At 62.6% G+C, this 23906-nt stretch carries 21 protein-coding genes and 3 pseudogenes; 19 read left to right on the top strand and 5 right to left on the bottom strand.

Going from position 1 to position 23906, the window contains the following annotated elements:
• Positions 1 to 62: 62 nt before the first annotated feature.
• The 7 genes from L861_RS09235 to cobJ all read left to right on the top strand — a co-directional run bounded on the left by L861_RS09235 (position 63) and on the right by cobJ (position 9945).
• A complete protein-coding gene (locus L861_RS09235) occupies positions 63 to 1478 on the top strand; it encodes a cobyrinic acid a,c-diamide synthase CobB (protein WP_016416805.1) in 1416 nt (471 codons plus the stop codon).
• Positions 1469 to 2599, top strand: a complete 1131-nt coding sequence (cobW, locus tag L861_RS09230) for a cobalamin biosynthesis protein CobW (RefSeq protein WP_016416804.1) — start codon at positions 1469 to 1471, stop codon at positions 2597 to 2599. The genes L861_RS09235 and cobW overlap by 10 nt, the downstream gene beginning before the upstream one ends.
• The gene (gene cobN / locus L861_RS09225) at positions 2599 to 6450 is read left to right on the top strand and encodes a cobaltochelatase subunit CobN (RefSeq protein ID WP_016416803.1); all 3852 of its coding nucleotides are present in this window, start codon (positions 2599 to 2601) and stop codon (positions 6448 to 6450) included. Before cobW ends, cobN begins: the two co-directional genes overlap by 1 nt.
• The gene (locus tag L861_RS09220) at positions 6447 to 7661 is read left to right on the top strand and encodes a ferredoxin-like domain-containing protein (RefSeq protein ID WP_016416802.1); all 1215 of its coding nucleotides are present in this window, start codon (positions 6447 to 6449) and stop codon (positions 7659 to 7661) included. Before cobN ends, L861_RS09220 begins: the two co-directional genes overlap by 4 nt.
• Before the next feature lie 150 nt (positions 7662 to 7811).
• On the top strand, positions 7812 to 8441 hold the full coding sequence (locus tag L861_RS09215; protein WP_016416801.1) for a precorrin-8X methylmutase: 630 nt from the start codon (positions 7812 to 7814) through the stop codon (positions 8439 to 8441).
• A complete protein-coding gene (gene cobI, locus L861_RS09210; RefSeq protein ID WP_016416800.1) occupies positions 8438 to 9178 on the top strand; it encodes a precorrin-2 C(20)-methyltransferase in 741 nt (246 codons plus the stop codon). The genes L861_RS09215 and cobI overlap by 4 nt, the downstream gene beginning before the upstream one ends.
• Positions 9175 to 9945 (top strand): precorrin-3B C(17)-methyltransferase, encoded by a 771-nt coding sequence (gene cobJ, locus L861_RS09205; RefSeq protein ID WP_016416799.1) that lies wholly within the window; start codon positions 9175 to 9177, stop codon positions 9943 to 9945. The genes cobI and cobJ overlap by 4 nt, the downstream gene beginning before the upstream one ends.
• Here cobJ and L861_RS09200 read toward each other — a convergent pair.
• Positions 9909 to 10667: a cobalt-precorrin-6A reductase gene (locus tag L861_RS09200; protein ID WP_016416798.1), complete on the bottom strand. Its 759-nt coding sequence runs from the start codon at positions 10665 to 10667 to the stop codon at positions 9909 to 9911. The genes cobJ and L861_RS09200 overlap by 37 nt on opposite strands.
• A gap of 1 nt (position 10668) precedes the next feature.
• Here L861_RS09200 and L861_RS09195 point away from each other — a divergent pair, with 1 nt between their 5' ends.
• From L861_RS09195 to cobF, 4 genes are read left to right on the top strand one after another with little or no spacing between them, the layout of a single operon-like run.
• Positions 10669 to 11907, top strand: coding sequence for a bifunctional cobalt-precorrin-7 (C(5))-methyltransferase/cobalt-precorrin-6B (C(15))-methyltransferase (locus tag L861_RS09195; protein ID WP_035568261.1), 1239 nt, complete (start codon positions 10669 to 10671; stop codon positions 11905 to 11907).
• Positions 11904 to 12275 carry a cobalamin biosynthesis protein gene (locus L861_RS09190; RefSeq protein ID WP_016416796.1) on the top strand — a complete coding sequence of 124 codons (372 nt, stop codon included), beginning with the start codon at positions 11904 to 11906 and terminating at the stop codon, positions 12273 to 12275. Before L861_RS09195 ends, L861_RS09190 begins: the two co-directional genes overlap by 4 nt.
• A gap of 2 nt (positions 12276 to 12277) precedes the next feature.
• Positions 12278 to 13096 (top strand): precorrin-4 C(11)-methyltransferase, encoded by an 819-nt coding sequence (gene cobM, locus L861_RS09185; protein ID WP_016416795.1) that lies wholly within the window; start codon positions 12278 to 12280, stop codon positions 13094 to 13096.
• Positions 13093 to 13905, top strand: coding sequence for a precorrin-6A synthase (deacetylating) (gene cobF, locus L861_RS09180; RefSeq protein WP_016416794.1), 813 nt, complete (start codon positions 13093 to 13095; stop codon positions 13903 to 13905). The genes cobM and cobF overlap by 4 nt, the downstream gene beginning before the upstream one ends.
• Before the next feature lie 176 nt (positions 13906 to 14081).
• On the opposite strand, the pseudogene L861_RS09175 reads toward cobF, so the two are convergent.
• The 3 genes and pseudogenes from L861_RS09175 to L861_RS24485 form a co-directional block, all read right to left on the bottom strand.
• Positions 14082 to 14921 (bottom strand): annotated as a pseudogene (locus L861_RS09175) (methyl-accepting chemotaxis protein); the annotation flags it as partial.
• Positions 14882 to 15151, bottom strand: a complete 270-nt coding sequence (locus L861_RS24790; RefSeq protein WP_016416792.1) for a hypothetical protein — start codon at positions 15149 to 15151, stop codon at positions 14882 to 14884. The pseudogene L861_RS09175 and the gene L861_RS24790, both read right to left, overlap by 40 nt.
• Positions 15152 to 15154: 3 nt before the next feature.
• Positions 15155 to 15287: pseudogene (locus L861_RS24485) on the bottom strand (IS66 family transposase); the annotation flags it as partial.
• A gap of 95 nt (positions 15288 to 15382) precedes the next feature.
• Here L861_RS24485 and L861_RS09165 point away from each other — a divergent pair.
• The 5 genes and pseudogenes from L861_RS09165 to L861_RS24100 all read left to right on the top strand — a co-directional run bounded on the left by L861_RS09165 (position 15383) and on the right by L861_RS24100 (position 19313).
• A complete protein-coding gene (locus L861_RS09165; RefSeq protein WP_021029153.1) occupies positions 15383 to 15661 on the top strand; it encodes a type II toxin-antitoxin system RelE/ParE family toxin in 279 nt (92 codons plus the stop codon).
• Complete coding sequence (locus L861_RS09160) at positions 15661 to 15954, top strand: HigA family addiction module antitoxin (RefSeq protein WP_016416789.1); 294 nt, start codon at positions 15661 to 15663, stop codon at positions 15952 to 15954. The genes L861_RS09165 and L861_RS09160 overlap by 1 nt, the downstream gene beginning before the upstream one ends.
• A 402-nt stretch (positions 15955 to 16356) precedes the next feature.
• Complete coding sequence (locus L861_RS09155; protein ID WP_016416787.1) at positions 16357 to 17322, top strand: zinc-binding metallopeptidase family protein; 966 nt, start codon at positions 16357 to 16359, stop codon at positions 17320 to 17322.
• Between the two features lie 193 nt (positions 17323 to 17515).
• Entirely contained in the window at positions 17516 to 18757 is a 1242-nt protein-coding gene (locus tag L861_RS09150) for a cation:proton antiporter (protein ID WP_236617128.1), read from the top strand.
• Between the two features lie 263 nt (positions 18758 to 19020).
• Positions 19021 to 19313 (top strand): annotated as a pseudogene (locus L861_RS24100) (HigA family addiction module antitoxin).
• Between the two features lie 191 nt (positions 19314 to 19504).
• On the opposite strand, the gene L861_RS09145 reads toward L861_RS24100, so the two are convergent.
• Positions 19505 to 19825 carry a hypothetical protein gene (locus L861_RS09145; protein ID WP_021029152.1) on the bottom strand — a complete coding sequence of 107 codons (321 nt, stop codon included), beginning with the start codon at positions 19823 to 19825 and terminating at the stop codon, positions 19505 to 19507.
• Between the two features lie 274 nt (positions 19826 to 20099).
• Between L861_RS09145 and L861_RS24480 the strand changes: the two genes are divergently transcribed.
• The 3 genes from L861_RS24480 (at position 20100) to L861_RS09135 (ending at position 23693) form a co-directional block, all read left to right on the top strand.
• On the top strand, positions 20100 to 20588 hold the full coding sequence (locus L861_RS24480) for a hypothetical protein (RefSeq protein WP_144062995.1): 489 nt from the start codon (positions 20100 to 20102) through the stop codon (positions 20586 to 20588).
• Between the two features lie 169 nt (positions 20589 to 20757).
• Positions 20758 to 21747, top strand: a complete 990-nt coding sequence (locus L861_RS09140) for an IS481 family transposase (protein ID WP_016416784.1) — start codon at positions 20758 to 20760, stop codon at positions 21745 to 21747.
• A 194-nt stretch (positions 21748 to 21941) separates the two neighbouring features.
• Positions 21942 to 23693, top strand: a complete 1752-nt coding sequence (locus L861_RS09135) for a GMC oxidoreductase (RefSeq protein WP_016416783.1) — start codon at positions 21942 to 21944, stop codon at positions 23691 to 23693.
• The last annotated feature ends 213 nt before the right edge of the window (positions 23694 to 23906 follow it).

The following is a 23906-nucleotide window of genomic DNA, read 5'->3' as shown; positions in this document are numbered from 1 at the left end:
GCCGAGCAGCTGGGCGCGCTGTATCGGCCCCTGCCCAGCCTAGAGCCCAGCCTGGAGGCCACATGACCGAGCGCGCCGAGATTCAAGCCGGGGGCCGCTTCGGCACGCAGGTAGACCGGGGTGTGGCGAGGGCGGCCTGTCCCGCGGTCTTCATCGCCGCGCCGGCATCGGGGCAGGGCAAGACCACGGTGACCGCGGCGCTGGCCCGGATGCTGCGCAACCAGGGCAAGGTGGTACGGGTCTTCAAGACCGGTCCGGATTACCTGGATCCCCTGGTGCTGGCCCAGGCCTCGGGCCAGCCCGTCGATCAGCTCGACCTGTGGATGGCCGGCGAGGCCTATTGCCGCCAGCGCCTGTTTGATGCCGCGCTCGAGGCGGACCTCATCCTGGTGGAAGGCGCCATGGGCCTGTTCGATGGCGAACCGTCCAGCGCCGACCTAGCGGCTTTGTTCGACCTGCCGATGGTCATCGTCATGGACGTGAAAGGAATGGCCCAGACCGCAGCGGCGCTGGTGGCCGGCCTGGCGGGCTTCCGCGACGATATCCGCATCGCCGGGCTGATCGCCAACGCCTGTGGTTCGCCGCGTCACCGGGAATTGATCGAAGCGGCGCTACCGCCCGATATTCCCCTGCTGGCGGCGGTGGAACGCAATGCCAATCTGGCCCTGCCTGAACGCCACCTGGGGCTGGTGCAGGCCGAGGAGATTCGCGAGGACCTGGAAACCCGCTTCGAGACCGGTGCCAAGGCGCTGCTGGCCGAGGGGTTGGCGGAGGCACTGCTGCAATTGCCGCCGGTTACTTTCGCGGCGGTTCAAGCAGGAGCGACGGAGGCATTGCCTTCGCTTCACGGCCAGACCATCGCCGTGGCGCGGGATGCAGCGTTCAGCTTCATCTACCAGGCCAACCTGGATCTGCTGGAGCGGATGGGGGCGAGACTGCGTTTCTTCTCGCCGCTGACCGACGAATGCCTGCCGCCCTGCGATGCCCTCTGGCTCCCAGGCGGTTACCCCGAGCTTCACGCCGCGCAGTTGGCGGCGAATGCCTCCATGCGGGATGACATCCACCGCTTGTTTGCCGCGGACAAGCCCATCCTCGCCGAATGCGGCGGCATGCTCTATTGCCTGGAAACCCTGACGGACTATGACGACCAGATCCATACCATGCTGGGCCTGTTGCCCGGGCATGGTGCCATGCGCGGGCGGCGGGGTTGCCAGGGGATGCAGACCGCCGATCTGCCGGAGGGGCCGATCCGGGGCCATGCCCATCACCGTTCGGTGTCGGAGGGCACCCCTGAGCCAATCGCCCACGGGCGGCGCCAACGCCATCCCGCACCGGGGGAGGCCATCTATCGCCTGCGCCGGCTGACGGCGTCCTACCTGCACCTGTTCTTCCCTGACAATCCCGCCGCCGTGGCCAGCCTGTTCGGGCAGGGCACGGGGCACACCATCGACACTGAGGAATCCAACGGATGCAACTGAACAAGATCCCCGCCACGGTGGTGACCGGCTTCCTGGGCAGCGGCAAGACCTCGCTGCTGGCCAGCATTCTGCGCCAGGTCACCGGCAAGCGCATCGCCGTCATCGTCAACGAATTCGGCGAGCAGGATATCGATTCCAGCCTGCTGCGCGGCTGCGCGCTGAACTGTGAGGACGAGCGCCCCGTGGAAGGCGAGGACGGTGGTTTTTACGAAAATGGTATCTACGAGCTGGCGAATGGCTGCATCTGCTGCACGGTGGAAGAGGAATTCCTGCCGGTGATGAAAAAGCTGGTGGCGCGCCGCGACGACATCGACCACATCCTGATCGAAACCAGCGGCCTGGCCTTGCCCAAGCCGCTGGTCCAGGCGTTCAACTGGCCGGAGGTGCGCCAGCATTGCACCGTCGATGCCATCATCACCGTGGTCGATGGGCCGGCCGTCGCCGCTGGCCGTTATGCGAGCGATGTCGACAAGGTGGAGGCCCAGCGCCGGGCCGATGAAAGCCTGGACCATGATCCCAGTCTGCGTGAATTGCTCGACGACCAACTGAGCGCGGCCGACCTGGTACTGGTCAGCAAGACCGACCTGCTCGCGCCGGCCGACAGGGCGCGGGTCGAGGCCCTGATCCAGGCGCGCGTTCCCGAATCGGTCAAGACCCTGTTCATCGACCAGAGCTTATTTATCAACCAGACCCTGGCCACCGATACGTCCCAACTGGAAGCCCTGATGGGCATCGGTGCGGCGAGCGAGGAAAGCATCGACCGCATCGAGAACCACCACGATCGCCATCATGCCGAGGGGGCGCATCACGACCACGCCCACGATCATTTCGATTCCTGCGTGATCCGGCTGGGCGAAGTCGATGGCGACGCCCTGGCGAACAGGCTCCAGCAACTGCTGAAAACCCACGAGATCTATCGGGCCAAGGGCTTCGCGGCCATTCCGGGCAAGCCCATGCGTCGGGTGATCCAGGCCGTGGGCGAGCGCCTGGACGGCTATTTCGACCGGCTATGGGGGCAGGACGAGCCGCGCCGCACCCAGCTTGTCATCATCGGCAGGGGGCTGGATAGCGAGGCCCTGCACCGGGCACTGGCCAGCGCCGAGATCGAAGCCGCCGCCTGATGCATCTGTTCGCCGCCAAACCCGGGGGCTTCGTCGACGATGAGGGCATCGTCGATTTGCAGCAGAGCCCCGCCGAGATCATCATCCTGTCGGCCGCCGACAGCAGCCTGTCGGCCCTGGCCCAGGCGGTCGAGCGGTTGGCCGCGACGCTCGACGACGCTTACCCCACGGTACGCCTCGCGAACTGGATGAACCTGGTCAAGCCCGCCGCCTACGATCTCTACGAGGATCGTGTGCTGGAAGAGGCGCGTCTGGTAATCGTCTCGCTGATGGGCGGCAGTGCCTACTGGAAATACGGCCACGAACGTCTGCTGGCCTGGGCCGCTGCCGGCCAGGGGCGCCAACTGATCCTGGTACCGGGTTGCGATGCACCGGACGACGCCTTGCTGGAAGATTCCAGCGTGCCTTTCGAGTCGGCCCACCGAGTGTGGCGCTACCTGAGAGAGGGCGGGGTGGACAATGCCGAGCAGTTACTGCGTTTTGTCGGCGCGGAATGTCTGAAACAGCGTCTGGAGGTGGCGCTGGACTGGCAGGAACCCAAGGCGATTCCCGCGGCGCTGCTCTACGCGTCCGATGCGGTAGGGCGACAGATCCCCGAGCGCCCGGTATGCCTGCTGCTGTTTTATCGCAGTCACCTGCAGGGGGCCAATACCGCCGTGCTCGATGGCCTGATCGAGGCGCTGCGGGCCCAGGGGCTCGAGCCGCTGGCGGTGGCCGTGGCGTCGCTGAAGGAAGAATCCTGCGTCGCCTTCGTCAATCACTTGATCGAGCAGACGGGCGCCATGCTGGTGGTCAACACCACCGGTTTTTCCGTCAACCGCAACCCGGACGACATGGATGCCCTCGACGTCCCCGACAGCCTCTTCGTCGGGCGGCCGGTGGTGCTGCAAGCGATCCTGGCGAGCAGCGCCGAGGAAGACTGGCAGGCCATGGCGGCCGGCCTGCATAGCCGCGACGTGGCCATGCAGGTGGTGCTGCCGGAGATGGACGGACGCGTCATCACGCGGGCGGTGGGATTCAAGACGGAGGCCCACTACAGCGAGCGCTGCCAGCTCTCGGTGACCCGCCACGCCCTGCATCCCGAGCGCGCTGCCTTCGTCGCCAAACTGGCGCGGCGATTCTGTCGTTTACGTCAGACGCCCAATGCCGCCAAGCGCCTGGCGCTGGTGCTGGCCAATTATCCCAATCGTGATGGCCGTATCGGCAACGGTGTCGGCCTGGATACGCCGGCCTCGACGGTACGCATCCTGCGGGCGCTGTCCGAGGCGGGTTATCCGGTGAACGACGTGCCGGACGATGGAGATGCCCTGATCCGGCTGTTGCAGGGCACCGTCACCAACGATCACCGTGTCCTGGACCAACGCGGCTGCTGGCAGAGTATCGGGCTCGACGACTACCTGGAATGGTTCCAGACCCTGCCGGCCCCGCTGCAGGAGGCAGTGTGGACGCGCTGGGGAGCACCGTCGGACGATCCCAAATGCCGCCAGGGCCGACTGATGATCGCCGGAATCCGCCTGGGGGAGACCTTCGTCGGGATTCAGCCGGAGCGGGACTTCAGCGACGACCCGACGCAAACCTACCACGATACCGAACTGGTGCCGCCCCACAGCTACCTGGCGTTCTATCTGTGGCTGCGCGATCACTACCGGGTGGATGCGGTAGTTCACGTCGGCAAGCACGGCAATCTGGAATGGCTGCCGGGCAAGAGTACGGCACTGAGCGCCGATTGCTGGCCGGATATCGCCCTGGGGCCGCTGCCGCATTTCTATCCGTTCATCGTCAACGACCCGGGCGAAGGCGCCCAGGCCAAGCGCCGCAGCCAGGCCGTCATCATCGATCACCTGATGCCGCCGCTCGCCCGCGCCGAGCTCTACGGTGCCATGGCGGAACTGGAGGCCCTGACCGACGAGTATTACCAGGCCCTGGGCATGGACCCGCGGCGTGAGGCGCTGCTGCGCGAGCGGATTCTGGAGCATCTGCGCCGCACCGGTATCGACCAGGAGCTGGCCCATGGTGGGGATAGTTGTGCAGAGAGTGCAGATAGTTTGGATGACGACCTCCTGCTCAACGAGCTGGATACCTATCTGTGCGATATCAAGGAAGCCCAGATCCGCCATGGCTTACACGTGCTGGGCACCCTGCCGCCGCAGGACAAGCTGGCGGGGACCCTGGTCGCCATCCTCAGGCTGCCACGCGGAGAGGGGCCGGCCCATCGCGGCCTGTTGCACAACCTGGCGGACGACCTGGGATTGCAGGAAGAGGGCGGGCACTTTGATCCCCTGACGGCCGGGGCCGAACCCTGGACCGGGCCGAGGCCGCTGGCCCTGAGCGAGCTGGATGATGCCGCCTGGCGCACCGCCGCCGATACCCGTGAGCGTCTGGAACTGCTCGCCCATCGGCTAATGGCCGACTACGTGCTGGCCGATGACATGCTGGATGAGAGCTGTCTGACCGAACTGGCGCGTGACTATCCGGCCACCGCGGAACAGTGTCGCTATGCCCGCGAACGGCTGTGGGCCGCCATGCAGCGTGGCGCCGAGATGGAGATCCAGTCGCTGCTGGACGGGCTCGGCGGTGTCTTCGTACCAGCCGGGCCGAGCGGCGCTCCTAGCCGTGGGCGGCTGGACACCCTGCCTACTGGGCGCAACTTCTTCAGCGTCGACAATCGCTCGATTCCGTCACCCGCCGCCTGGTCCCTGGGCGAGAAATCGGCGCAGGCGTTCGTGGAACGTTACCTGCAGGACAACGGTGACTACCCGCGCCGGCTGGGGCTGTCGATCTGGGGCACCGCGACCATGCGTACCGGCGGCGATGACATCGCCCAGGCCTTCGCGCTGATGGGGGTGAGGCCGGTGTGGTCGCTCGGCTCGCAGCGGGTGATCGATGTCGAGGTGATTCCCGCCATGTTGCTGCAACGGCCGCGAGTAGACGTCACCCTGCGAGTGTCCGGCTTCTTCCGCGATGCCTTTCCCAATGTCATCCGCCTGTTCGATGCCGCGGTGCAGGCGGTCGCCGAATATGAAGAGCCAGGCAACGGCAACACCATTCGCGCGGCGGTGCTGGAGCGTCGGCAGGAACTCGAACGCCAGGGGCTATCGCCCGACGCGGCCGCCCGGGAGGCCGGCTACCGGGTTTTCGGCAGCAAGCCCGGCGAGTACGGCACCGGCCTGAACCGGCTCATCGACAACCGCGCCTGGGACACCGCGGACGACCTGGCGGAAGCCTACCTCGGTGCCGGGGCCTACGCCTACGGCCAATTCCCGGAATCCGGGATCGCCGCGCGCAGGGCCTTCGAACGACAGCTCGAGGGCCTGGAGGCGGTGATGCAGAACCAGGACAACCGCGAACACGATATCCTCGATTCGAACAGCTACTACGAGTTCCAGGGGGGCATGGCCAACGCCAGCCGCTCCCTCGGTGGGCAAGCGCCGATCATCTACCACGCCGATCACGCCAACCCGGCGCATCCGCGGATTCGCACCCTCAAGGAGGAACTGGCCCGCGTGATCCGTTCCCGGGTGCTCAATCCCAAATGGATCGAGGCCATGCGCGAGCACGGCTACAAGGGCGCCTTCGAGATGGCCGCCACGGTGGACTACCTGTTTGCCTATGACGCCACCACCGATCTGGTGGCCGACTATCAGTATGCTCAGGTCAGCGAAGCGCTGGTGCTGGATCCGGTCAACCAGCAGTTCCTGCGCGAGCACAACCCGGCGGCGCTGGAGGAGATGGCCGAGCGGTTGCTGGAAGCCGTTCAGCGCGGGATGTGGCAGGACCCCAGCCAACAGGGCCCTGACCTGCAGGATCTGCTGCTGCAGATCGATGAGGCCAAGGAGACCGGGTCCCCATGATAAATAAGATGGATAAGCCAGCCGAGCCTCGCATCAAGGGCTGGTGTCCCGGGGCATGGCGGCCCATGGCGACCGGCGATGGCCTGCTGGTTCGCGTACGCCCCCACCTGGGGCGACTCACACGGGAGCAGATGCTGGCGCTGTGCGATGCGGCCGAGGCTTTCGGTAGCGGTCTGATCGAGCTCACCAGCCGTGCCAATCTACAGTTGCGCGGTGTGTCCGAGGCCACCTGGCCCGGGCTGATGGCCTTCCTCGTCGAGCATGGGCTGGTTGACCCGGCCCCGCAGGCCGAACGCCGGCCCCAAGTGCTGCTGGCACCGGACTGGCAAGAAGGCGACGCCACCCATGAGGCGGCCCGCTTGTTGCTGGACCGCCTCGCTGAGCTGCCGGAACTGCCGGACAAGATGGGCATTGCCATCGATGCCGGTGATGCACCGGTGCTGGGCGAGGTATCCGCCGACTTCCGCATCGAGCGGTCGGCATCGGGCGCCCTGCAGCCGCGGGCTTCGGGCGGCCTGTTAGTCCGGGCCGATGGACGTGCTCTGGGCACCCCCGTAGACTCGGTCGCGGCTGCCGTTGAGCACCTGGTGCGGCTGGCGCACTGGTTCGTCGAGAGCGGCGGACGAGAATCCGGGCGGATGCGCCGCCATAAGGCGCCGCTGCCGGCCTGGGCACCGGAATCGATACGGCCCGCCGAGGCTGGCGGTAGACTGGCATTGGGCGAACATTCGCGGGGCAGAGTGTTTGGCCTGCCATTCGGACGGGCGCCGGCGTCGGTGTTGCGTGCCGCGGTCGACCCTGCATCGCTTGCCCCTGAAGCTAGTGGCGCCGTGCGGGTGATGCCGTGGCGGCGCCTGCTGGTGGAAGGCGCTGAAGCGGCATCGGTCGCTGGCCTGCTGGACGATAATCGGGATCCGCGTTTGTCCATGGATGTCTGTCCGGGCGCCCCCCATTGCGAGCAGGCGAGTGTGGAGACGCTGGGCATAGCCCTGAAGTTAGCCGAACGGCTGAGTGGCCGGGTCGAAGGCCCGGTGCATGTGTCCGGCTGCGCCAAGGGCTGCGCCCGCCGACAGCCGGCTGACGCGTGCCTGACGGGGCGGTCCGGACGCTTCGACTTGATCATCGGCGGTCGTGCCGATGGTGTGCCGGTCGCGACCGGCCTCACCGAAGCCGAGGTTGTAGAACTTGTTTCAAAACGTGGAGTGAGATGAGCGTCGGCGCCAAGCCTTCGCGAGGGCGCTGTAGACCCTTCCATGGGCGCTACTTTTGCCATCCATGGCAAAAGACCCTCGCTCCGCCTTGTCCCCAACGCTCATCTCCTTTGCTCGGAGAAGCTCTTAGGTTTGGGAGGAAATACATAGATGCCTCACGTCTATGAAACAGACGGACCGGCCATCTACCGGGAGTCCTTTTCCATCATCCGGCGCGAGGCCGAGCTGGAGCGCTTCTCGGAGGAGGAAGAGCCGGTGGCCGTGCGCATGATCCATGCCGCCGGTTTGGTGGAGCTTGCCTCACACATTCATTTTCGCGGCGACGCAGTGAACCGGGCTCGGCAAGCGCTGGAGCGGGGCGCGCCGATCCTGTGTGACGCGCGCATGGTATCCGAGGGCATTACCCGCAAGCGCCTGCCGGCGGACAACGCCATCATCTGCACCCTGCACGATGAGCGGGTTCCCGGCCTGGCACGCGACATGGCCAATACCCGCTCGGCGGCGGCAGTGGAACTCTGGCGACCCTACCTGGACGGTGCGGTGGTGGCGATCGGCAATGCGCCGACCGCACTGTTCCACCTGTTGAACATGCTGGAAGCGCCGGATTGCCCGCGCCCGGCGGCCATCATCGGCTGCCCGGTAGGGTTCGTGGGCGCGGCCGAGTCGAAGGAAGCCCTGTGGGAGAGCGCCCCGGTACCCTGCTGCATCGTGCGCGGGCGACTCGGCGGCAGTGCGGTGACGGTGGCCGCCATCAATGCCATAGCGGATCGGGCGGAATGAAGCTCGGGACCATAAAACCAGGAACCATCTACGGGGTCGGCCTTGGGCCCGGAAGCCAGGATCTGATGAGCGTCAGGGCGGATCGACTGATCCGGCAAGCGTCACATATCGCCTATTTTCGTAAGAAGGGCCGAACCGGCCATGCCCGCAGCATCGTGGAAGGCATGGTGGCGTTGGATGCGATCGAACTGCCGATGGAATACCCGGTCACCACCGAGATTCCGTTCGACGACCCCCGTTACAACGAGTTGCTGGCGGCCTTCTATGAGAGAAGCGTCGCACGACTGACTGAGATCGCCGACGCGGGAGGTGATGTGGTGGTGCTGTGCGAAGGCGACCCGTTTTTCTACGGTTCCTTCATGCACCTGTATACGCGCTTGCAGGGGCGGGTGCCGGTATCGGTCGTGCCCGGCATCACCGGCATGTCCGCCGCCTGGACCGCCACCGGGCAGCCGGTGACTTGGGGCGACGACATCATGACCGTGCTGATGGGCACGCTGCCGGAGGAGACGCTGGTCGAGCACATGGCGAAGACCGACGCCCTGGTGGTGATGAAGATCGGCCGCAATCTGGACAAGATCAGGCGGGCGCTGACCCGGGCCGGCCGGGAGGAAGAGGCCTGGCTGATTGAATACGCCGCCATGCCTCGGGAACGGATACTGCCGTTCAGCGACGCCGGCGATAGCGCCCCTTACTTCTCCATCCTGGTGGTCCATGGCAACGGGAGGCGGCCATGAATGGCTGTCGAGGTTGGCTGAAAATCGCCGGCCTGGGCCCAGGCGCCGAAGCACTGATCACCCCGGAAGTGTCCGCAGCGCTGGCCGAGGCCACCGATGTGGTGGGCTATGTGCCCTATGTCGAGCGGGTGTCGCCGCGGCCGGGACTGACGCGTCACGGCTCGGACAACCGCGAGGAAATCGGGCGGGCGGAACAGGCACTGCGGATGGCCGCCAACGGCCACCGGGTGGTGGTCGTCTCGTCGGGTGACCCTGGCGTGTTCGCCATGGCCGCGGCCATCTTCGAGGCGCTGGAGGCGGGAGAGCCGGCGTGGCGCTCGCTGGACATCCAGGTATTGCCGGGCATTTCCGCCATGCTGGCCGCCAGTGCGCGCCTGGGGGCGCCACTGGGACACGATTTCTGCTGCATTAACCTGTCCGACAACCTCAAACCCTGGGCCCTGATCGAGAAGCGCCTGCGGCTGGCCGCGGAGGCCGACTTTGCCATGGCCTTCTACAACCCCCGCTCCAGGGCACGACCGGAAGGGTTCACACGCGCCTTGCAGGTGCTGCGGGAGGCCTGCGGGCCACAGCGCCTGATCGTATTCGCGCGGGCCGTCTCCACGCCGGAGGAATCCGTTCGCGTCACCACCCTTGGCGAGGCGCAACCGGAAATGGCCGACATGCGCACCCTGGTGATGGTGGGATCCAGTCAGACGCGGCGGATCGAGCGCGATGGGCAGCCGTGGGTTTATACGCCGAGGTCGGCGTCAGGGTCGGAGTTATGACCGAGCCAATCCAGGACGGCGGCGGCGCTGTGGACTTCCTGGCGTGGCGGAAGAGCCGGCCGCTCGATCATCACCACCGGCAGGCCCAGTTGGCGGGCGGCGGTGAGTTTGGACACCGCGCCGTCGCCGCCGGAATTCTTGCACACCAGGCGCTCGACGCCATGTTCCCGGAGCAGGGCCAGGTCGCTGTCCAGCGTAAAGGGACCACGGTCGATGGTCACACGGTGATGAGGCAGGGGCGGTGGGGCCTCGGGCCGGTCGACCAACCTCAGCAGGTAGTGATGCTGGGGCTGTGCTGCGAAGTCGGCGAGGTGCATGCGCCCGATCGCCAGCAGCACCCGCTGCGGCGGACCGGCCAGGGCGCTTACCGCCGCGTCGACGCTGGCGACCCTTTCCCAGCGATCGCCGGCCATCGGCTCCCAGGGTGGCCGGGTCAGGGCAATGACGCGGATGCCGCTTCGCTGCGCCGCCGATACGGCGTTGCGGCTCATGCGTTCGGCAAAGGGGTGGGTGGCGTCGACCAGGTGGGTGATGCGGTTGTCCGCCAGGAAGGCGGCCAGGCCCTCGACCCCGCCAAAACCACCGACGCGGGTGGGCAACGGCTGCGGTTTGGGAGCGCTCACTCGCCCGGCATAACTGAACAGGGCCGGGATCGAGCGTTCGGTCAGGGCGCTGGCCAGGGCACTGGCTTCAGAGGTGCCCCCCAGGATCAGGACTTTCATGATGGCTGACGTTAACGACGCTCCCTGGCTGACGATTCTAGGCTGGGGGGAGAGTGGCACAAGGGGACTCACAGCGGCAAGCCGCAACGCGCTGGAAGCCGCCGAGGTGGTGTTTGGCGCGCGTCGCCATCTGCGCCTGTTGCCGCAGCTGGCTGCCGAGGTTCGCGAATGGCCGGTTCCATTCGCCGACGGTATCCCCCAACTGTTGGCCGAGCGCGGCCGCCGGGTCGTCATGCTGGTTTCCGGCGACCCGTTCTGGTTCGGGGCGGGTAGCACCCTGGTACGTCATCTGAGCGCCGAAGAGTGGCAGACCCTGCCATCGCCATCCACCTTCAGTCTGGCGGCATCGCGGCTGGGCTGGTCGCTGGACGCCTGCTCGTGCCTGGGCCTGCATGCCAAACCCCTGACGCGCATCCGGCCCCACCTGCATCGCGGCAGGCGCCTGCTGGTGTTGCTGCGCGACGGCGGGGCGGTAGCCGAGCTGGCCGACTTGCTGGCGCGCTTCGGCTTCGGGGAGTCCTGGCTGCATATCCTGGAAGCGCTGGACGGTGACGACGAGCGCATTCGCGCCGTGCGTGCGGATGCCACTTTGCCGGACGATATCGCCCACCCGGTCGCGGTGGGGCTGGAAGTCGCCGGTGTTGGGCCGGCCCTGCCGCTGACGCCCGGCCTGCCGGACGAATGGTTCGAACACGATGGCCAGATCACCAAGCAGGCGGTGCGCGCCATGACGCTGGCCGCCTTGGCCCCGGTAGCGGGGGAGCGATTGTGGGATATCGGCACGGGGTCGGGCTCGATTGCCATCGAGTGGCTGCTGGCGCACCCGGACAACCATGCCGTGGCCTTCGAATGCAACAGTGAGCGCGCGGCACGGGCGCGTCGCAATGCGCGAACACTGGGTGTCGACTGGCTCGAAGTGGTGGAGGGCAGCGCCCCCGAAGCTCTGGGTAAACAGGTTCTGGGTGAACAGGCGCTGGGTGATCATCCGCTGCCCGATGCGGTATTCATCGGCGGTGGGCTGTCGCAGGCGTTGCTGGAGGCGCTTTGGCGGCGTCTACCGGCTGGCGTGCGCATCGTTGCCAATACGGTGACTTTGGAGTCCGAGGCCTTGCTGGCTCACTGGCAGCAGCAGGCTGGCGGAGAGCTACTGCGTCTCGAACTGGCGGCCGCCGCTCCCATCGGCACGCGGCGGGGCTGGAAAACCAGCTACCCCATCGTGCAGTGGCGGGTGACCCGATGATAGTGGCGGGCTTCGGCTTCCGCCGAGAAGCGCTGCTGGCATCGCTGATTGATGCGCTGGAGCGGATCGAGAAACACCACGGTGCCGTCGACCGGCTGGCCGCGACGCAGACGATGTGGCCGCTGGTTGAAGCATTGGGCCAAGCGCGGGGTCTCGCGGTGATCCCCGTGGCCGACGCCGCCCTGCCCACGGCCACCACCATCACCCGTTCCAGGCACAGCTTGCAGGCCCGGGGAACGGGTAGCGTCGCCGAGGCTGTCGCCTTTCTGGCGGCAGGCCCCGGTGCGGAATTGCTCGGGCCCCGGCTGATTTCGGCGGATCGACTGGCCACTGCGGCGGTGGCGCGAGCCCCTCTCGGAGGAGACTGAGCATGACGATACACTTCATCGGCGCCGGCCCCGGTGCGCCGGACCTCCTGACATTGCGGGGGCGGGATCTCATCGCATCGTGTCCCGTGTGCCTCTACGCGGGTTCGCTGGTGCCCGAACAGCTACTCGAGCATTGCCCGGAAGGCGCCCGGATCATCAACACCGCGCCCCTGTCCCTGGATGAGATCATCGACGAGATGCGTCGCGCCCATGCCGCAGGCCTGGACGTGACCCGACTGCATTCCGGGGACCTGTCGGTGTGGTCCGCCATGGGGGAACAGTTGCGCCGGCTGCGCGAGCTGGACATGCCCTATGCCATTACCCCGGGCGTGCCGTCCTTCGCAGCCGCCGCCGCCACTCTGGGGCAGGAGTTGACGCTGCCGGGGGTGGCGCAATCCGTCGTGCTGACCCGGACACCGGGGCGTGCCAGCGCCATGCCGGGCGGCGAAACCCTGGCCAACTTCGCGAAAACCGGCGCCACCCTGGCGATTCATCTTTCTATCCATAACCTGGTCCAGGTGGTGGAAGACCTGGTGCCGTTCTACGGCGCCGATTGCCCGGTCGCCATCGTTTGGCGGGCCAGTTGGCCCGATGAACGGGTGGTCCGGGGGCGTCTGTCGACGGTGGCCTCCCTGGTCGACGACACCATGCAGCGCACGGCACTGATCCTGGTGGGACCGGTGCTGGAAAGTGAGGATTTCCAGGAAAGCCGCCTGTATGCGGTCGGTTATGACCGTCGCTTTCGGCCCCAGTCGGCGGACTCGCCCTTTGCCGGCACCGCACCCAGCACCTCTTCTGAAGACATGGGAGGCGAGGCATGATCCGGCTCTCGCTGATCGGCATCGGTACGGGCAATCCCGACCATGTCACCCTGGCCGCCGTGCGGGCGCTCAATGAGGCGGACCTCATCCTGTTGCCACGCAAGGGGGAAGCCAAGTCGGACCTGGTCGACCTGCGCCGGCTGCTGTGCCGAAACCTCCTGGACGATCCGTCACGCACCCGGGTCGTGGAGTTCGACCTGCCCCAACGCGATGCCCGCGCCGATTACCTGGGCGCGGTGGACGACTGGCATGAGTCGATCGCGCGTGTCTGGGCTGGGCTCATGGAGACCTATCTGCCGCAGGGCGGACGAGTCGGCATGCTGATCTGGGGTGACCCCTCGCTATACGACAGCAGCCTGCGCATCGCCAGGCGGCTCCGATCTTGTATGAAAAGCAGTATGAAAAGCCCCGCCGAGCAGGCGGTTGAGGTGGATCGGAAGGTAGAGCTGCAGGTAGAAATAGTACCGGGAATCACCAGCCTGCAGGTCCTGACCGCCGAGCACCGCATTCCCCTCAATGCGCTCGCCGAACCGGTCCAGATCACCACTGGGCGGCGTCTAAGAGAGCGTGGCTGGCCCGGCGATACCGCCAGCGTCGCGGTAATGCTCGACAGCGGAGGCGCCTTCGAGGCGCTGCCTCCCGAAGGCATCTACATCTGGTGGGGCGCCTACCTGGGCATGGACAAGCAATGCCTGCTCGACGGCTGGTTGGCTGACGTGGCCCAGACGATCATCGAGCGTCGTGCCGCCCTGCGCGAGCAGCATGGCTGGATCATGGACATCTACTTGCTCGCCCGGAAGCCGCTCTGAAAGGCTCGTTCCGCACTAAACCCCTACGACTTTTTCCTCAAGTTTCGATTACGCAGTGGACTTCCCCTACTTGAGCGGACACGCATCGCTAACTGCTATGGAGGTGAACGATGCCTACCAGCGGTTTCTTGATCAGCTTCTATGTCCCTTCTCGGTCGCCAGAGATAACCTGTCACTCATCGCCATTCCCACCTATCAATCGCAGCTACAGCAGCTCCAACCGCTACGGTCTGCTCTTCACCCTGGTGGAGCTGGGGTTCGTCAGCGGCTTGCTGATCAGCGGCCGCTACAGTCACCGACTGGGCTGCGGTGGCGCTATCCAGCCAGGCGGGCAGTCCCGAGGCACTGCCAGGACGGGCGGCCAGCGTGAAGACCGCTACGGCCTGCTCCAGGCGGCTGGCCTGCTGCTCCAGGGAGGTCGCGGCTGCCGAGACCTCTTCCACCAGGGCAGCATTCTGCTGGGTCACCTGATCCATCTGGCCGACTGCCAGAGAGACCTGCTCGATACCCTGGCTCTGTTCCTCGGAGGCGGCGGGGATCTCGTCCATGATATCGGTGACGCGGCGGATGGCGGCCACCACCTCCTGCATGGTGTCGCCGGCCTCTTCCACCAGGGTGGAACCCTCCTGCACCTGCGCCACCGAACCTTCGATCAGCGCCTTGATCTCGCGGGCGGCATCGGCACTGCGGCTGGCCAGGCTGCGCACCTCCCCGGCCACCACGGCGAAGCCCCGACCCTGCTCACCGGCCCGGGCGGCCTCCACCGAGGCGTTGAGTGCCAGGATATTGGTCTGGAAGGCGATCGAATCGATCAGCCCGGTGATATCGGCCACCTGCAGCGAACTGTCGGCGATGCCGTGCATGGTCTTGACCACGCGCTCCACTACCTCACCGCCGCGCTCGGCGGTGGAGGAGGCATCCTGAGCCAGGCGGCTAGCCTGACGGGCATTGTCGGCATTCTGCTTTACGGTGGCGGTCAGCTCTTCCATGCTCGAGGCGGTCTGTTCCAGGGCAGCAGGATACCGAAGATGAGAGCGACGGCCATGATGACGATGAAGGCCACCCGCATCCGGGCATACTCCTGTGTACCGAGAAGATACTCAGCCTCGGCCACGTCGAGCTGCACCTCCATCAGTCGACCGCAGGCCTCGGAGACCGGATCGATGCGCTGGTAAAGCTCATTGACGATGAAGCCCTCCAAGGCAGCGGCATCTTCCTGGCGCAGGATGGTCTGGAGGCGATCCACCGCGACCTGGTTGTTGTCGATCGGCAGCGTCCCGTCATCCAGATACCAGCGTCAGGGCCGCCCAGCGTTTCAGGCTGTAGACCAACGCCTTGGCGGTGTCCAAGCCATTCGGCGCCTTCTGCCGGTGGGCCAGCATTCAGTCATGCAGCGCCGGCACGTTCATCCAGTGATGGAGCGTGCGGTCTAATCACTGTTATTGTTGCGCGATGCGCAACGTGCTACCATTGGCTCATGATTAAATCATTCCGTCACAAGGGACTGAAACGGTTCTATTCGACTGGTAGCACAGCGGGGATACAGGCTGATCATGCCAAGAAGTTGCGTATGCAGCTTGTCGCTCTTGATACCGCCACGTCAGTAGAGGACATGGATATTCCAGGTTTCCGTCTTCACCCACTTAAAGGCAAGGATAAAGGACGGTACTCGATTTGGGTCAATGGTAATTGGCGTATGACGTTCGAATTTCGGGACGGTAACGCCTATGTGCTTGATTATGAGGATTATCACTGATGACTATGCATAATCCGCCACATCCTGGTGAGTTCATCCGGAACGTGTATCTCGAGCCTTTCGGTATCAGTGCACGTCAGCTTGCGTCCAGTTTGGGGGTTTCACCTTCCACCCTGTCCCGGCTTTTGAAAGGGGATAGTGGCATTAGTCCGGAAATGTCTTTGCGGCTGTCAAAGGTTCTCGGGCGCAGCCCTGAAAGCTGGTTGGCGATGCAAGATATGTATGATCTCTGGGTGGCTCGTAGCACTGTCAATCTGGACGGTATTCATCCCCTGGATTTCGAAGCAGCTTAACCAGGGGATCGGGGATCAACGCGACGCCAACTACGTTGCGCTCCGTTGGCGTCTATTACCACTATGTCTATCACCGATTTCTTGAGTGGCTTGTATGTCCTTTCGCCCACCTGAGATAACCTGCCATCATCGCCATTCCAACCTATCAATCGAAGCTAAAGCCGCTCCTCCAGGGACTTCGTTCCTGACTCATCCCCTATGCTGTGTGTCAGCCAACCTTGCTATCGGTCTGCCATGCCTGGTCCAGGTCGGCGATCAGGTTTTCCATCCCGCCCAGGCTTTCGGCCAGGGAGAATACCCGGCAGCGCTCCAAATGAATTGACACACGTCTGGGAGAAGCGAAGTATGAATTTGTGACGTTTCGGGCCTTGTGCCCTGTCGTTTTACCGGAGTCCCTACGGTATGCGCGTTTTTGCCAACCCAGTCGGTTCCGGTTCGCTTTGGTTCGACAACCTCGCTACCGCCGACGGTACCCCCGTTGCTTACGACCCGCAGGCGCGGGCCTTCCTGCCTATGCCGCCTTTCTGCGCCAACCGGGAGGTCATCGGTTGCAACTGGATTGCTCCTGCACAGGGCGCCTTCTGTCGATCCTGCGCCATGACGGCGCTGGCCCCAGACCCCGCCATACCCGGTGCCATCCCCAACTGGGCGCAGACCGAAGCCGCCAAGCGCTGGGCGCTTGACAATCTCGGCCGCTGGCACTGGTTCCGGCCGGAGGATCCGGGCGCGCCCCCCGTTTTCCACCTGCTCGCCGAGGGCCCGACGCCTGTGCTCATGGGGCATGTCGCGGGTGTGGTGACGATCAGCGTGGCTGAGGCGGATCCAGTCCTGCGCGCAACTCGCCGCCAAGCGCTGGACGAGCCCTACCGCACCATGATCGGTCATATGCGCCACGAGATATCGCATATGCTGTGGTGGCGGCTAAGCCTGCGCGACGATTTCCTCGACGCCTTCCGCGCCATGTTCGGCGACGAACGCGCGGATTACCCCACCGCGCTCCAGCGCCACTACCATGACGGCCCTCCACCCGATTGGAGGCAGCGCTTCCTGACCACCTACGCCTCCGCGCATCCGCATGAGGACTGGGCCGAGACCGCCACGCATCTGCTGCACCTGACCGATATTACCGACAGCTTCGTCGCGGCGGGCCTGTCTTCGCCTGAGCTGCCGAGTCCGGGTTGGGACCCGTATTCGGAACCCGATGCCGAGCGCCTGATCCATGTCGCGGCCTCCCTCACCGTGGGGGTCAATCATGTCAACCGCTCCATGGGGTTGTCGGATCTCTACCCCTTCGTGCTGTCGGACGCCGCGCGTCGTAAGCTCGCCTTCGTGCATGACTGGCTGCGCCGGGGGGCGCAGGGGCGTTGATGCCCTGGGTATCTGAGGGAGGGGATTCGAGGCTAGCTGGTTGAGGTGAGTTCACGAACGGGCGCGATTACGCTGGTCCGATCCTTTCGGGTCGCGTGCGGTTGGCTGTGATCTTGCGAATGAACGCACGCCTACTGGGAAATCTATGACAACCGCTACTTGGTTCATATTGATTGGAACGCTGCTACTGGTAGTGGGCTTTACCTTCTCCTATTTCGCAAGAGTGCCCGCTACCTCTGCCATTGTGTATCTGCTCATCGGATTCATTTTTGGACCCATGGGCTTTGACTTGTTTCATTTCAATGCGCTGAAAGAGTCGGCTATATTGGAGCTGCTGACCGAGGTCGCCGTGCTTATTTCGTTGTATTGCGCCGGCGTGAAAATGCCAGCGCCGGTGACCTTCAAGCGATGGCGCAATCCCCTGCAACTGGCGGTTGTTTCGATGGCGCTGACCGTCGGATTAGTGGCGCTGTTCGGCTACTACTGGCTCGCTTTGCCCCTTGGGGCTGCCGTGTTGCTAGGTGCCGTGGTCGCGCCGACTGACCCTGTACTGGCGACCGAGGTCCAGGTTCGTCATGCCGATGATACTGACGAACTACGTTTTGCATTGACCTGCGAGGCCGGAATGAACGACGGCAGCGCCTTCCCGTTCGTGATGCTCGGCTTGGGCCTGCTGGGTCTGCACGATCTTGGTGACGCCGGTTGGCGCTGGCTGGCAGTGGATGTGTTCTGGGCAAGCGGTGCAGGTATCGGCATCGGTATTTTGGCGGGCTGTGGCGTCGGTTGGCTGGTAAACAAGATACGCACTACCTTCGTGGGCACTGCCTTTCTGGAAAGCTTTCTCGGCCTGGGGCTGATCGCGTTCGCCTATGGAGTCAGCTTGTTAGTGGATGCCTGGGGCTTTTTGGCCGTGTTCAGTGCCGCGGTGGCTTTGCGCCACACCGAATTGAAGTTGGCCGGCCTCAAACAAGACTACTCGGTACCTGTCGAGACACCCCCGGAAGGTGAACCGCAAGCCATAGCGCACGTGCACGTGAGCGAAAGCTCCCTGGTATTCAACGAGCACCTCGAACGGCTGGCAGAAATCGTGCTGGTTCTACTGATCGGCGGTTCGCTCTTCTGGGATTCCTGGAGTTGGCGAGCCGTTGGCTTCGCCGCGTTTCTGTTTTTTGTCGCACGCCCCATCAGCGTGCACCTCGGCCTGCTGGGAAGCAGGGCGCCCATGCGTATGCGCCACCTCGTGGGCTGGTTTGGCGTCCGTGGTATTGGCTCGCTGTACTATCTGATGTATGCCATCCAACACGGGCTGCCAGAGGGAATTGCACTGGAATTAATACACCTGACGCTGGTGGTAGTTGCCTTATCGATCCTGGTTCACGGGGTCAGCGTAAAGCCCACTATTGCCCGCTATTGGCGTTCGCGGAAGCCTCGGTAATCGCTATCACCTCACGTTGCCACTGTGATTGATTGTCGATCGACAGCGTCCCGTCATCCAGGTACTAGCGTCAGGGCAGCCTAGCGTTTCAGGCTGTAGACCAACGCCTTGACGGTGTCCGAGCCATTCGGCACCTCCAGTGATGGAGCGTGCAGTCTAATCACTGTTATTGTTGCTTGATGCGCAACGCACTGCCATTGGTGCATGACGTTCGAATTTCGGGATGGTAACGGCTATGTACTTGATTATCAGGATTATCACTGATGACTATGCATAATCCGCCACATCCTGGTGAGTTCATCCGGAACGTGTATCTCGAGCCTTTCGGTATCAGTGCACGTCAGCTTGCGTCCAGCTTGGGGGGGTCACCTTCCACTCTGCCCGGCTTCTGAAAGGGGATAGTGGCATTAGTCCGGAAATGTCTTTGCGGCTGTCAAAGGTTCTCGGGCGCAGCCCTGAAAGCTGGTTGGCGATGCAAGATATGTATGATCTCTGGGTAGCTCGTAGCACTGTCAATCTGGACGGTATTCATCCCCTGGATTTCGAAGCAGCTTGACCAGGGGATCAACGCGACGCCAACTACGTTGCGCCCCGTCGGTGCCCATTACTACTAGTGTTAAAGCTCTCGTTCCATTCCGACGTTTTTGGCTTTTCGATGGTGCGTCCGCCCAACCTCAGCGATACCTCGATGAGCCAGGACGCAGCCGCGCCCGGGCTTCCAACGCATAGACGAGATGGTCCTAGGGCTTAGTTCCCCGACCCAAACTTCAACCGCAACGCCTGCAGGCCGCTTAGTTCGAGGCGTACTTCGTCGGAGAACAGCGGGTGGCCATGAACGCGGATATCGAGGATCGCTTCCGCGCCGCCGTAAATCACGTCGGCGGAGACCAGTGAGCTGGTGCTCAGGGGCGCCATCGGGCCGTAATCAATGCTTTTCACTTCCAGCGCGCCGAATCCGAAATCGGTGACCCGCTCTTCGACCAGTTGCTTGACGGTCACGCCGTAGTAGAAGTAGAGACCGCCATAGGCGAGTCCGACGATCATGATCAGGGAGAGGAGCTTCCTCACGGTATGTGCTTCCTTGTGTGTCGAAAAACGCACCTTATACCACGATGCGTCGCCATTCGCCGCAGGACACCAAATCTCTACGACTTTTTCCTTAGTATTCGATTACGCAAGTTGAAGGAATCTTTAGTAGGCTGAATGTTACTGGAAGTTTCCATGCGGGGTTGTGACGTCGCCATATGGCGACGTTGGCATTCCGCAGCGGTCAGGGTGGCGGCGCCATGTGCAACTGCCCGGCGGTAGCGTGTTCCCAGGCCAACATTCAACTGGAAAAATCATGAAAACGAATTTTATAAAACTGTCTCGTTTGTTAGTGCCGGTCTGTCTTTTCTTTTTTTCGGCGCAGGCTACTGCTGAAGAGTGCACTAGCATGATGAGTGTGCAGATTTCTCACTTTGTAACTCATAACAATGACTACGGCGGACACCTAAACGCACATGTTCTGGGCCAATCACCGCCGAACGGATTCACGCAAAATGGAAAGACAATTTTTAGAGATAGTCATGATTGGGAAGATGCGTATTCAGCACTAGAAAATCAAGAGCCTGGATTACAGTGTAATCCCAATGCCCCTATAGGGAGTGAGGCGGCAAGGACTCTGCCTCGTCAATATTTTTCTTATCAGTGTACGGCGGCTGATGCACAAGACAGGTGTACGAATGGAAATGAAATACAAACGAATCATGTAACGTATGTATTTCGGGTAATGCAGAATGGTGCTGGTAAACGATGGATTGTATATACCGCTTACCCAACGCCGCAATAGTGAAGAAAACGTAAAGCTGCATTACTTCAACCAGCTGTGGTCTCGGGAATTGCGACCAGAACGCCATGGTAGGGTAGCTGTGGGGTTCCGGATGATCGACTGAACTATAGAAGCTATCCTTTGCTGGCAGCCAAGGAGCTTCTTCATCAGGTCATTCGGGAGCACGGATATGGACATCAAACTGCATAAGCAGGCGATGACCACCCCCAAGATCCGCGCCGAAATCCAGGCGGCGCCTGCCAGCATCAGCGATAGTGAGCTGGCTCGCCAGTACGGCGTCTCCGACTCGACCATTCGCCGCTGGCGGTACCGAGACGATGTTCACGACCGTTCTCACACGCGACACAAGTTACTGGCGACGCTGACCACTGAGCAGGAAGCCGTGCTGATCGCAGCGCGGGAGTTCCTGCGTCTGGGCCTGGATGATCTGTTGGTGGTGGCCCGTGAGTTCCTCGCCCCCCAACTGTCGCGTTCCGCCTTGCATCGGATGCTCAAGCGACGCGAGGTGCCGACGCTGGCTGAATTGGCCAGACGAGATACTGAGGACGGCGAGGCACCCAAGCACAAGCCGTTTCGAGACTATGAGCCAGGCTTCGTGCACATCGATATCAAGTACCTGCCGCAGATGCCCGATGAGCGGCAGAAACGCTATCTGTACGTGGCCATCGACCGGGCGACACGCTGGGTTTATCTCGAGGTGCGGAGCAGTCAGTCGGCTCAGGACGCCCGATCGTTCATGAAGCATGTAGTCGAGAAGGCGCCGTTCAAGGTCCAGAAGGTGCTGACCGACAACGGCAAGTCCTTCACCGACCGCTTCACTCGGGCGGGGGAGCGGACGCCCAGTGGCCACCATCCCTTCGATCAGGAGTGCCAGCAGCACGGCATCCAGCATCGTCTGATCAAACCGGGACGGCCACAGACCAACGGCATGGTCGAGCGCTTCAATGGTCGTATCAGCAATGTCCTGACGACACGGCGGTATGCGTCAGGAGAAGACTTGGAGCAGACCCTGAAGCGCTACTGTTGGCTGTACAATCACCACATCCCGCAGAAGGCACTGCATCACCAGCCGCCTATCGCCGCGATGAAAGACTGGCAAACCAAGCGGCCAGAGTTATTTCACAAACGGGTAATCAATCACCCGGGACCCGACAGGTAGCCACAATGCGTGGCTGCTTTCTCTGCCTGCAAAAATCAAATTAAAGAATGATTTATGCTCCTCGCTAATGGTTGTTAGTATATTATAAAAAACTCACCTATGCTTCTCTTGTGCGCTCCGGTGGTTTTCCCGATTTTCTTCCCAATAAGAACGAACACCGGAAAATGGAAGCAACTTTAACGTAAGGAGTTACTATGGGAACTGCAGCCTCAAGCAACAATCTACAATATGGTTACCCGACCCCCGGCCCGCAAAACCCTACCGGGCAACGGGTCATGGACCATGTGTTTTTCTTGTCCAATGCGAAGTGGAAAGCCGCCAGAGAGAGCAATAAATACGACTATGTGGTGATAGGAACCGGCTTTTGCGCCCTGGCGTTTGCCAAGCGCGTTTTAGAGTCAAACCCTCACAGCCGTATTCTGCTGATCGAACGCGGCCCCTTCTTCCTTCCGGAGCATTTCCAGAATCTGCCTTTACCCTTTAAAGACACCTTGGGTGGACTTTCTGAAACCTTCCCTTGGACCATGTCCGCCTCTACCGCCTTGGGCCAAGACGGCCCGGTTCGCTGGCAACATGGTATGGTGCCTTTCTTCGGTGGCCGCTCCACGCTGTGGAGCGCCTGGTGTCCTCGGCCGAATAATGATGAGATGAACGGTTGGCCGCAAGCCACTATTGAGGCCGCCAAGCGCAATTTCGATACGGCCGAAAAACTGCTGCGGGTCCAGAGAGCCGACCAAATCGACCAGGGACGCAGCACGGAAGAATTGAACGTCATAGGGAAAAGCCGACCCGTATACGGCCCACTGCAGGATCGCATTCAATCTCTGCTACGCGAAAAGGGAGAATGCGTCGACGGCATTTACCGGACGCAAGCCGCGCCTTTGGCGTCCGCCTCTGAAAACGTCAACGGTATCGACTTCCAGAAGTATTCAACACCAGGTGAAATTCTGGCCTTGGCCGATAAGCAGGCTAAACTGCATGCCGCCGGGAAAGGCGCCAGGTTGGATATCGTCACCGAATGCGTAGTGGAAAGCATCCAGCAACAAGAGATCGATGGTTCACTTCAGGCCACGGCTCTGGAAACCTCCCGAGGTGTGCTGCCTCTGGGAGAGGCGAAACTGATTCTGGCCATGGGAACCCTGCCGCCCACCACTCTCCTGCGCAATTCATTCCCGGATACCCAAACCCTGGGTGAGCGCTTTTCCGCGCATTTCATCAGCTCCATCGTGGCACGGGTGCCCAAGTCTGAACTGGACCCGGAAGGGCGCTTTGGCGATTTGGAATTGAGTGCCTGTTATGTTGCCGGTGTGGCCAACGACAGCTATGAACAGCAATACCATATTCAGCTGTCATCCTTATGGGATGTGAACCCAGCAAAGAACGCAGGTACGGCATTACGCTACATGCCGGATGTGGTGGCAACCGCATCACAGGCCCAACTGCAATCATCCGAAGGCTATGTGGTATTCGTTTGCGCGGTGCTGGGTGAACTGGATTACGACAACCCGGAATCCTGGTTCCTGCGTAACCATCAGGACCACAATGTCACCACCAATTCACTGTTGCAGGTCAAGGAAAATACTCAGGATTTTCAGACCTGGGACGCCATGGACAAGGCCACTTTCGGTATCCTGGAAGAAGTGTTGTCTCCAGCGGGCGCCTCTCAGGTTGAGTACTGGCATGGCGACCCGGATTTAGGTGAATGGTGTGCCGAACGGCCGAGTCAGAGTCACCGACGGGTTGATGCCCTGGTTCACGAAAGCTCCACCCTGTATATCGGTGAAGATGAATCCGCTCCCGTGGACCTGAATTATCGATTCAGAGGCAGCAACAATGTGTATGTAACGGGTGGCTGTCTATGGCCGCAGGGTGGTTCATGGAACCCGACTCTGACCATGGTGGCCTTGGCCCAGGACTTGGCTGACAAACTGGAAAGCGCGAAATAATTTGGCTTCCGCTTCGACACTCAGGGCTACCTTGCGTAGCCCTGGCTTTTTGTTGGGTCGAAAGCTGTTCTGAGAGGATCGCTCCTTATTATCCCCTCTTGGCTTAGTTTACCGATGTTAACGCTACTGAGGGTTTCTGGATTTTATCCATCTAGAGGTTTTAATCGAAGGTAATCGGGGACAACCCTCTTTTTTTCAGGTGTTAGTCTTGTA

Origin of the sequence: Litchfieldella anticariensis FP35 = DSM 16096 (assembly GCF_000409775.1) — a bacterium.
Lineage (GTDB): Bacteria > Pseudomonadota > Gammaproteobacteria > Pseudomonadales > Halomonadaceae > Litchfieldella > Litchfieldella anticariensis.
This window is presented reverse-complemented; position numbering and strand designations above follow the sequence as displayed.

Coding starts and splice junctions, on each gene's coding strand:
- L861_RS09235 (WP_016416805.1), top strand. CDS start 63: ATGACCGAGCGCGCCGAGATTCAAGCCGGGGGCCGCTTCGGCACGCAG.
- cobW (WP_016416804.1), top strand. CDS start 1,469: ATGCAACTGAACAAGATCCCCGCCACGGTGGTGACCGGCTTCCTGGGC.
- cobN (WP_016416803.1), top strand. CDS start 2,599: ATGCATCTGTTCGCCGCCAAACCCGGGGGCTTCGTCGACGATGAGGGC.
- L861_RS09220 (WP_016416802.1), top strand. CDS start 6,447: ATGATAAATAAGATGGATAAGCCAGCCGAGCCTCGCATCAAGGGCTGG.
- L861_RS09215 (WP_016416801.1), top strand. CDS start 7,812: ATGCCTCACGTCTATGAAACAGACGGACCGGCCATCTACCGGGAGTCC.
- cobI (WP_016416800.1), top strand. CDS start 8,438: ATGAAGCTCGGGACCATAAAACCAGGAACCATCTACGGGGTCGGCCTT.
- cobJ (WP_016416799.1), top strand. CDS start 9,175: ATGAATGGCTGTCGAGGTTGGCTGAAAATCGCCGGCCTGGGCCCAGGC.
- L861_RS09200 (WP_016416798.1), bottom strand. CDS start 10,667: ATGAAAGTCCTGATCCTGGGGGGCACCTCTGAAGCCAGTGCCCTGGCC.
- L861_RS09195 (WP_035568261.1), top strand. CDS start 10,669: ATGGCTGACGTTAACGACGCTCCCTGGCTGACGATTCTAGGCTGGGGG.
- L861_RS09190 (WP_016416796.1), top strand. CDS start 11,904: ATGATAGTGGCGGGCTTCGGCTTCCGCCGAGAAGCGCTGCTGGCATCG.
- cobM (WP_016416795.1), top strand. CDS start 12,278: ATGACGATACACTTCATCGGCGCCGGCCCCGGTGCGCCGGACCTCCTG.
- cobF (WP_016416794.1), top strand. CDS start 13,093: ATGATCCGGCTCTCGCTGATCGGCATCGGTACGGGCAATCCCGACCAT.
- L861_RS09165 (WP_021029153.1), top strand. CDS start 15,383: ATGATTAAATCATTCCGTCACAAGGGACTGAAACGGTTCTATTCGACT.
- L861_RS09160 (WP_016416789.1), top strand. CDS start 15,661: ATGACTATGCATAATCCGCCACATCCTGGTGAGTTCATCCGGAACGTG.
- L861_RS09155 (WP_016416787.1), top strand. CDS start 16,357: ATGCGCGTTTTTGCCAACCCAGTCGGTTCCGGTTCGCTTTGGTTCGAC.
- L861_RS24480 (WP_144062995.1), top strand. CDS start 20,100: ATGAAAACGAATTTTATAAAACTGTCTCGTTTGTTAGTGCCGGTCTGT.
- L861_RS09140 (WP_016416784.1), top strand. CDS start 20,758: ATGGACATCAAACTGCATAAGCAGGCGATGACCACCCCCAAGATCCGC.
- L861_RS09135 (WP_016416783.1), top strand. CDS start 21,942: ATGGGAACTGCAGCCTCAAGCAACAATCTACAATATGGTTACCCGACC.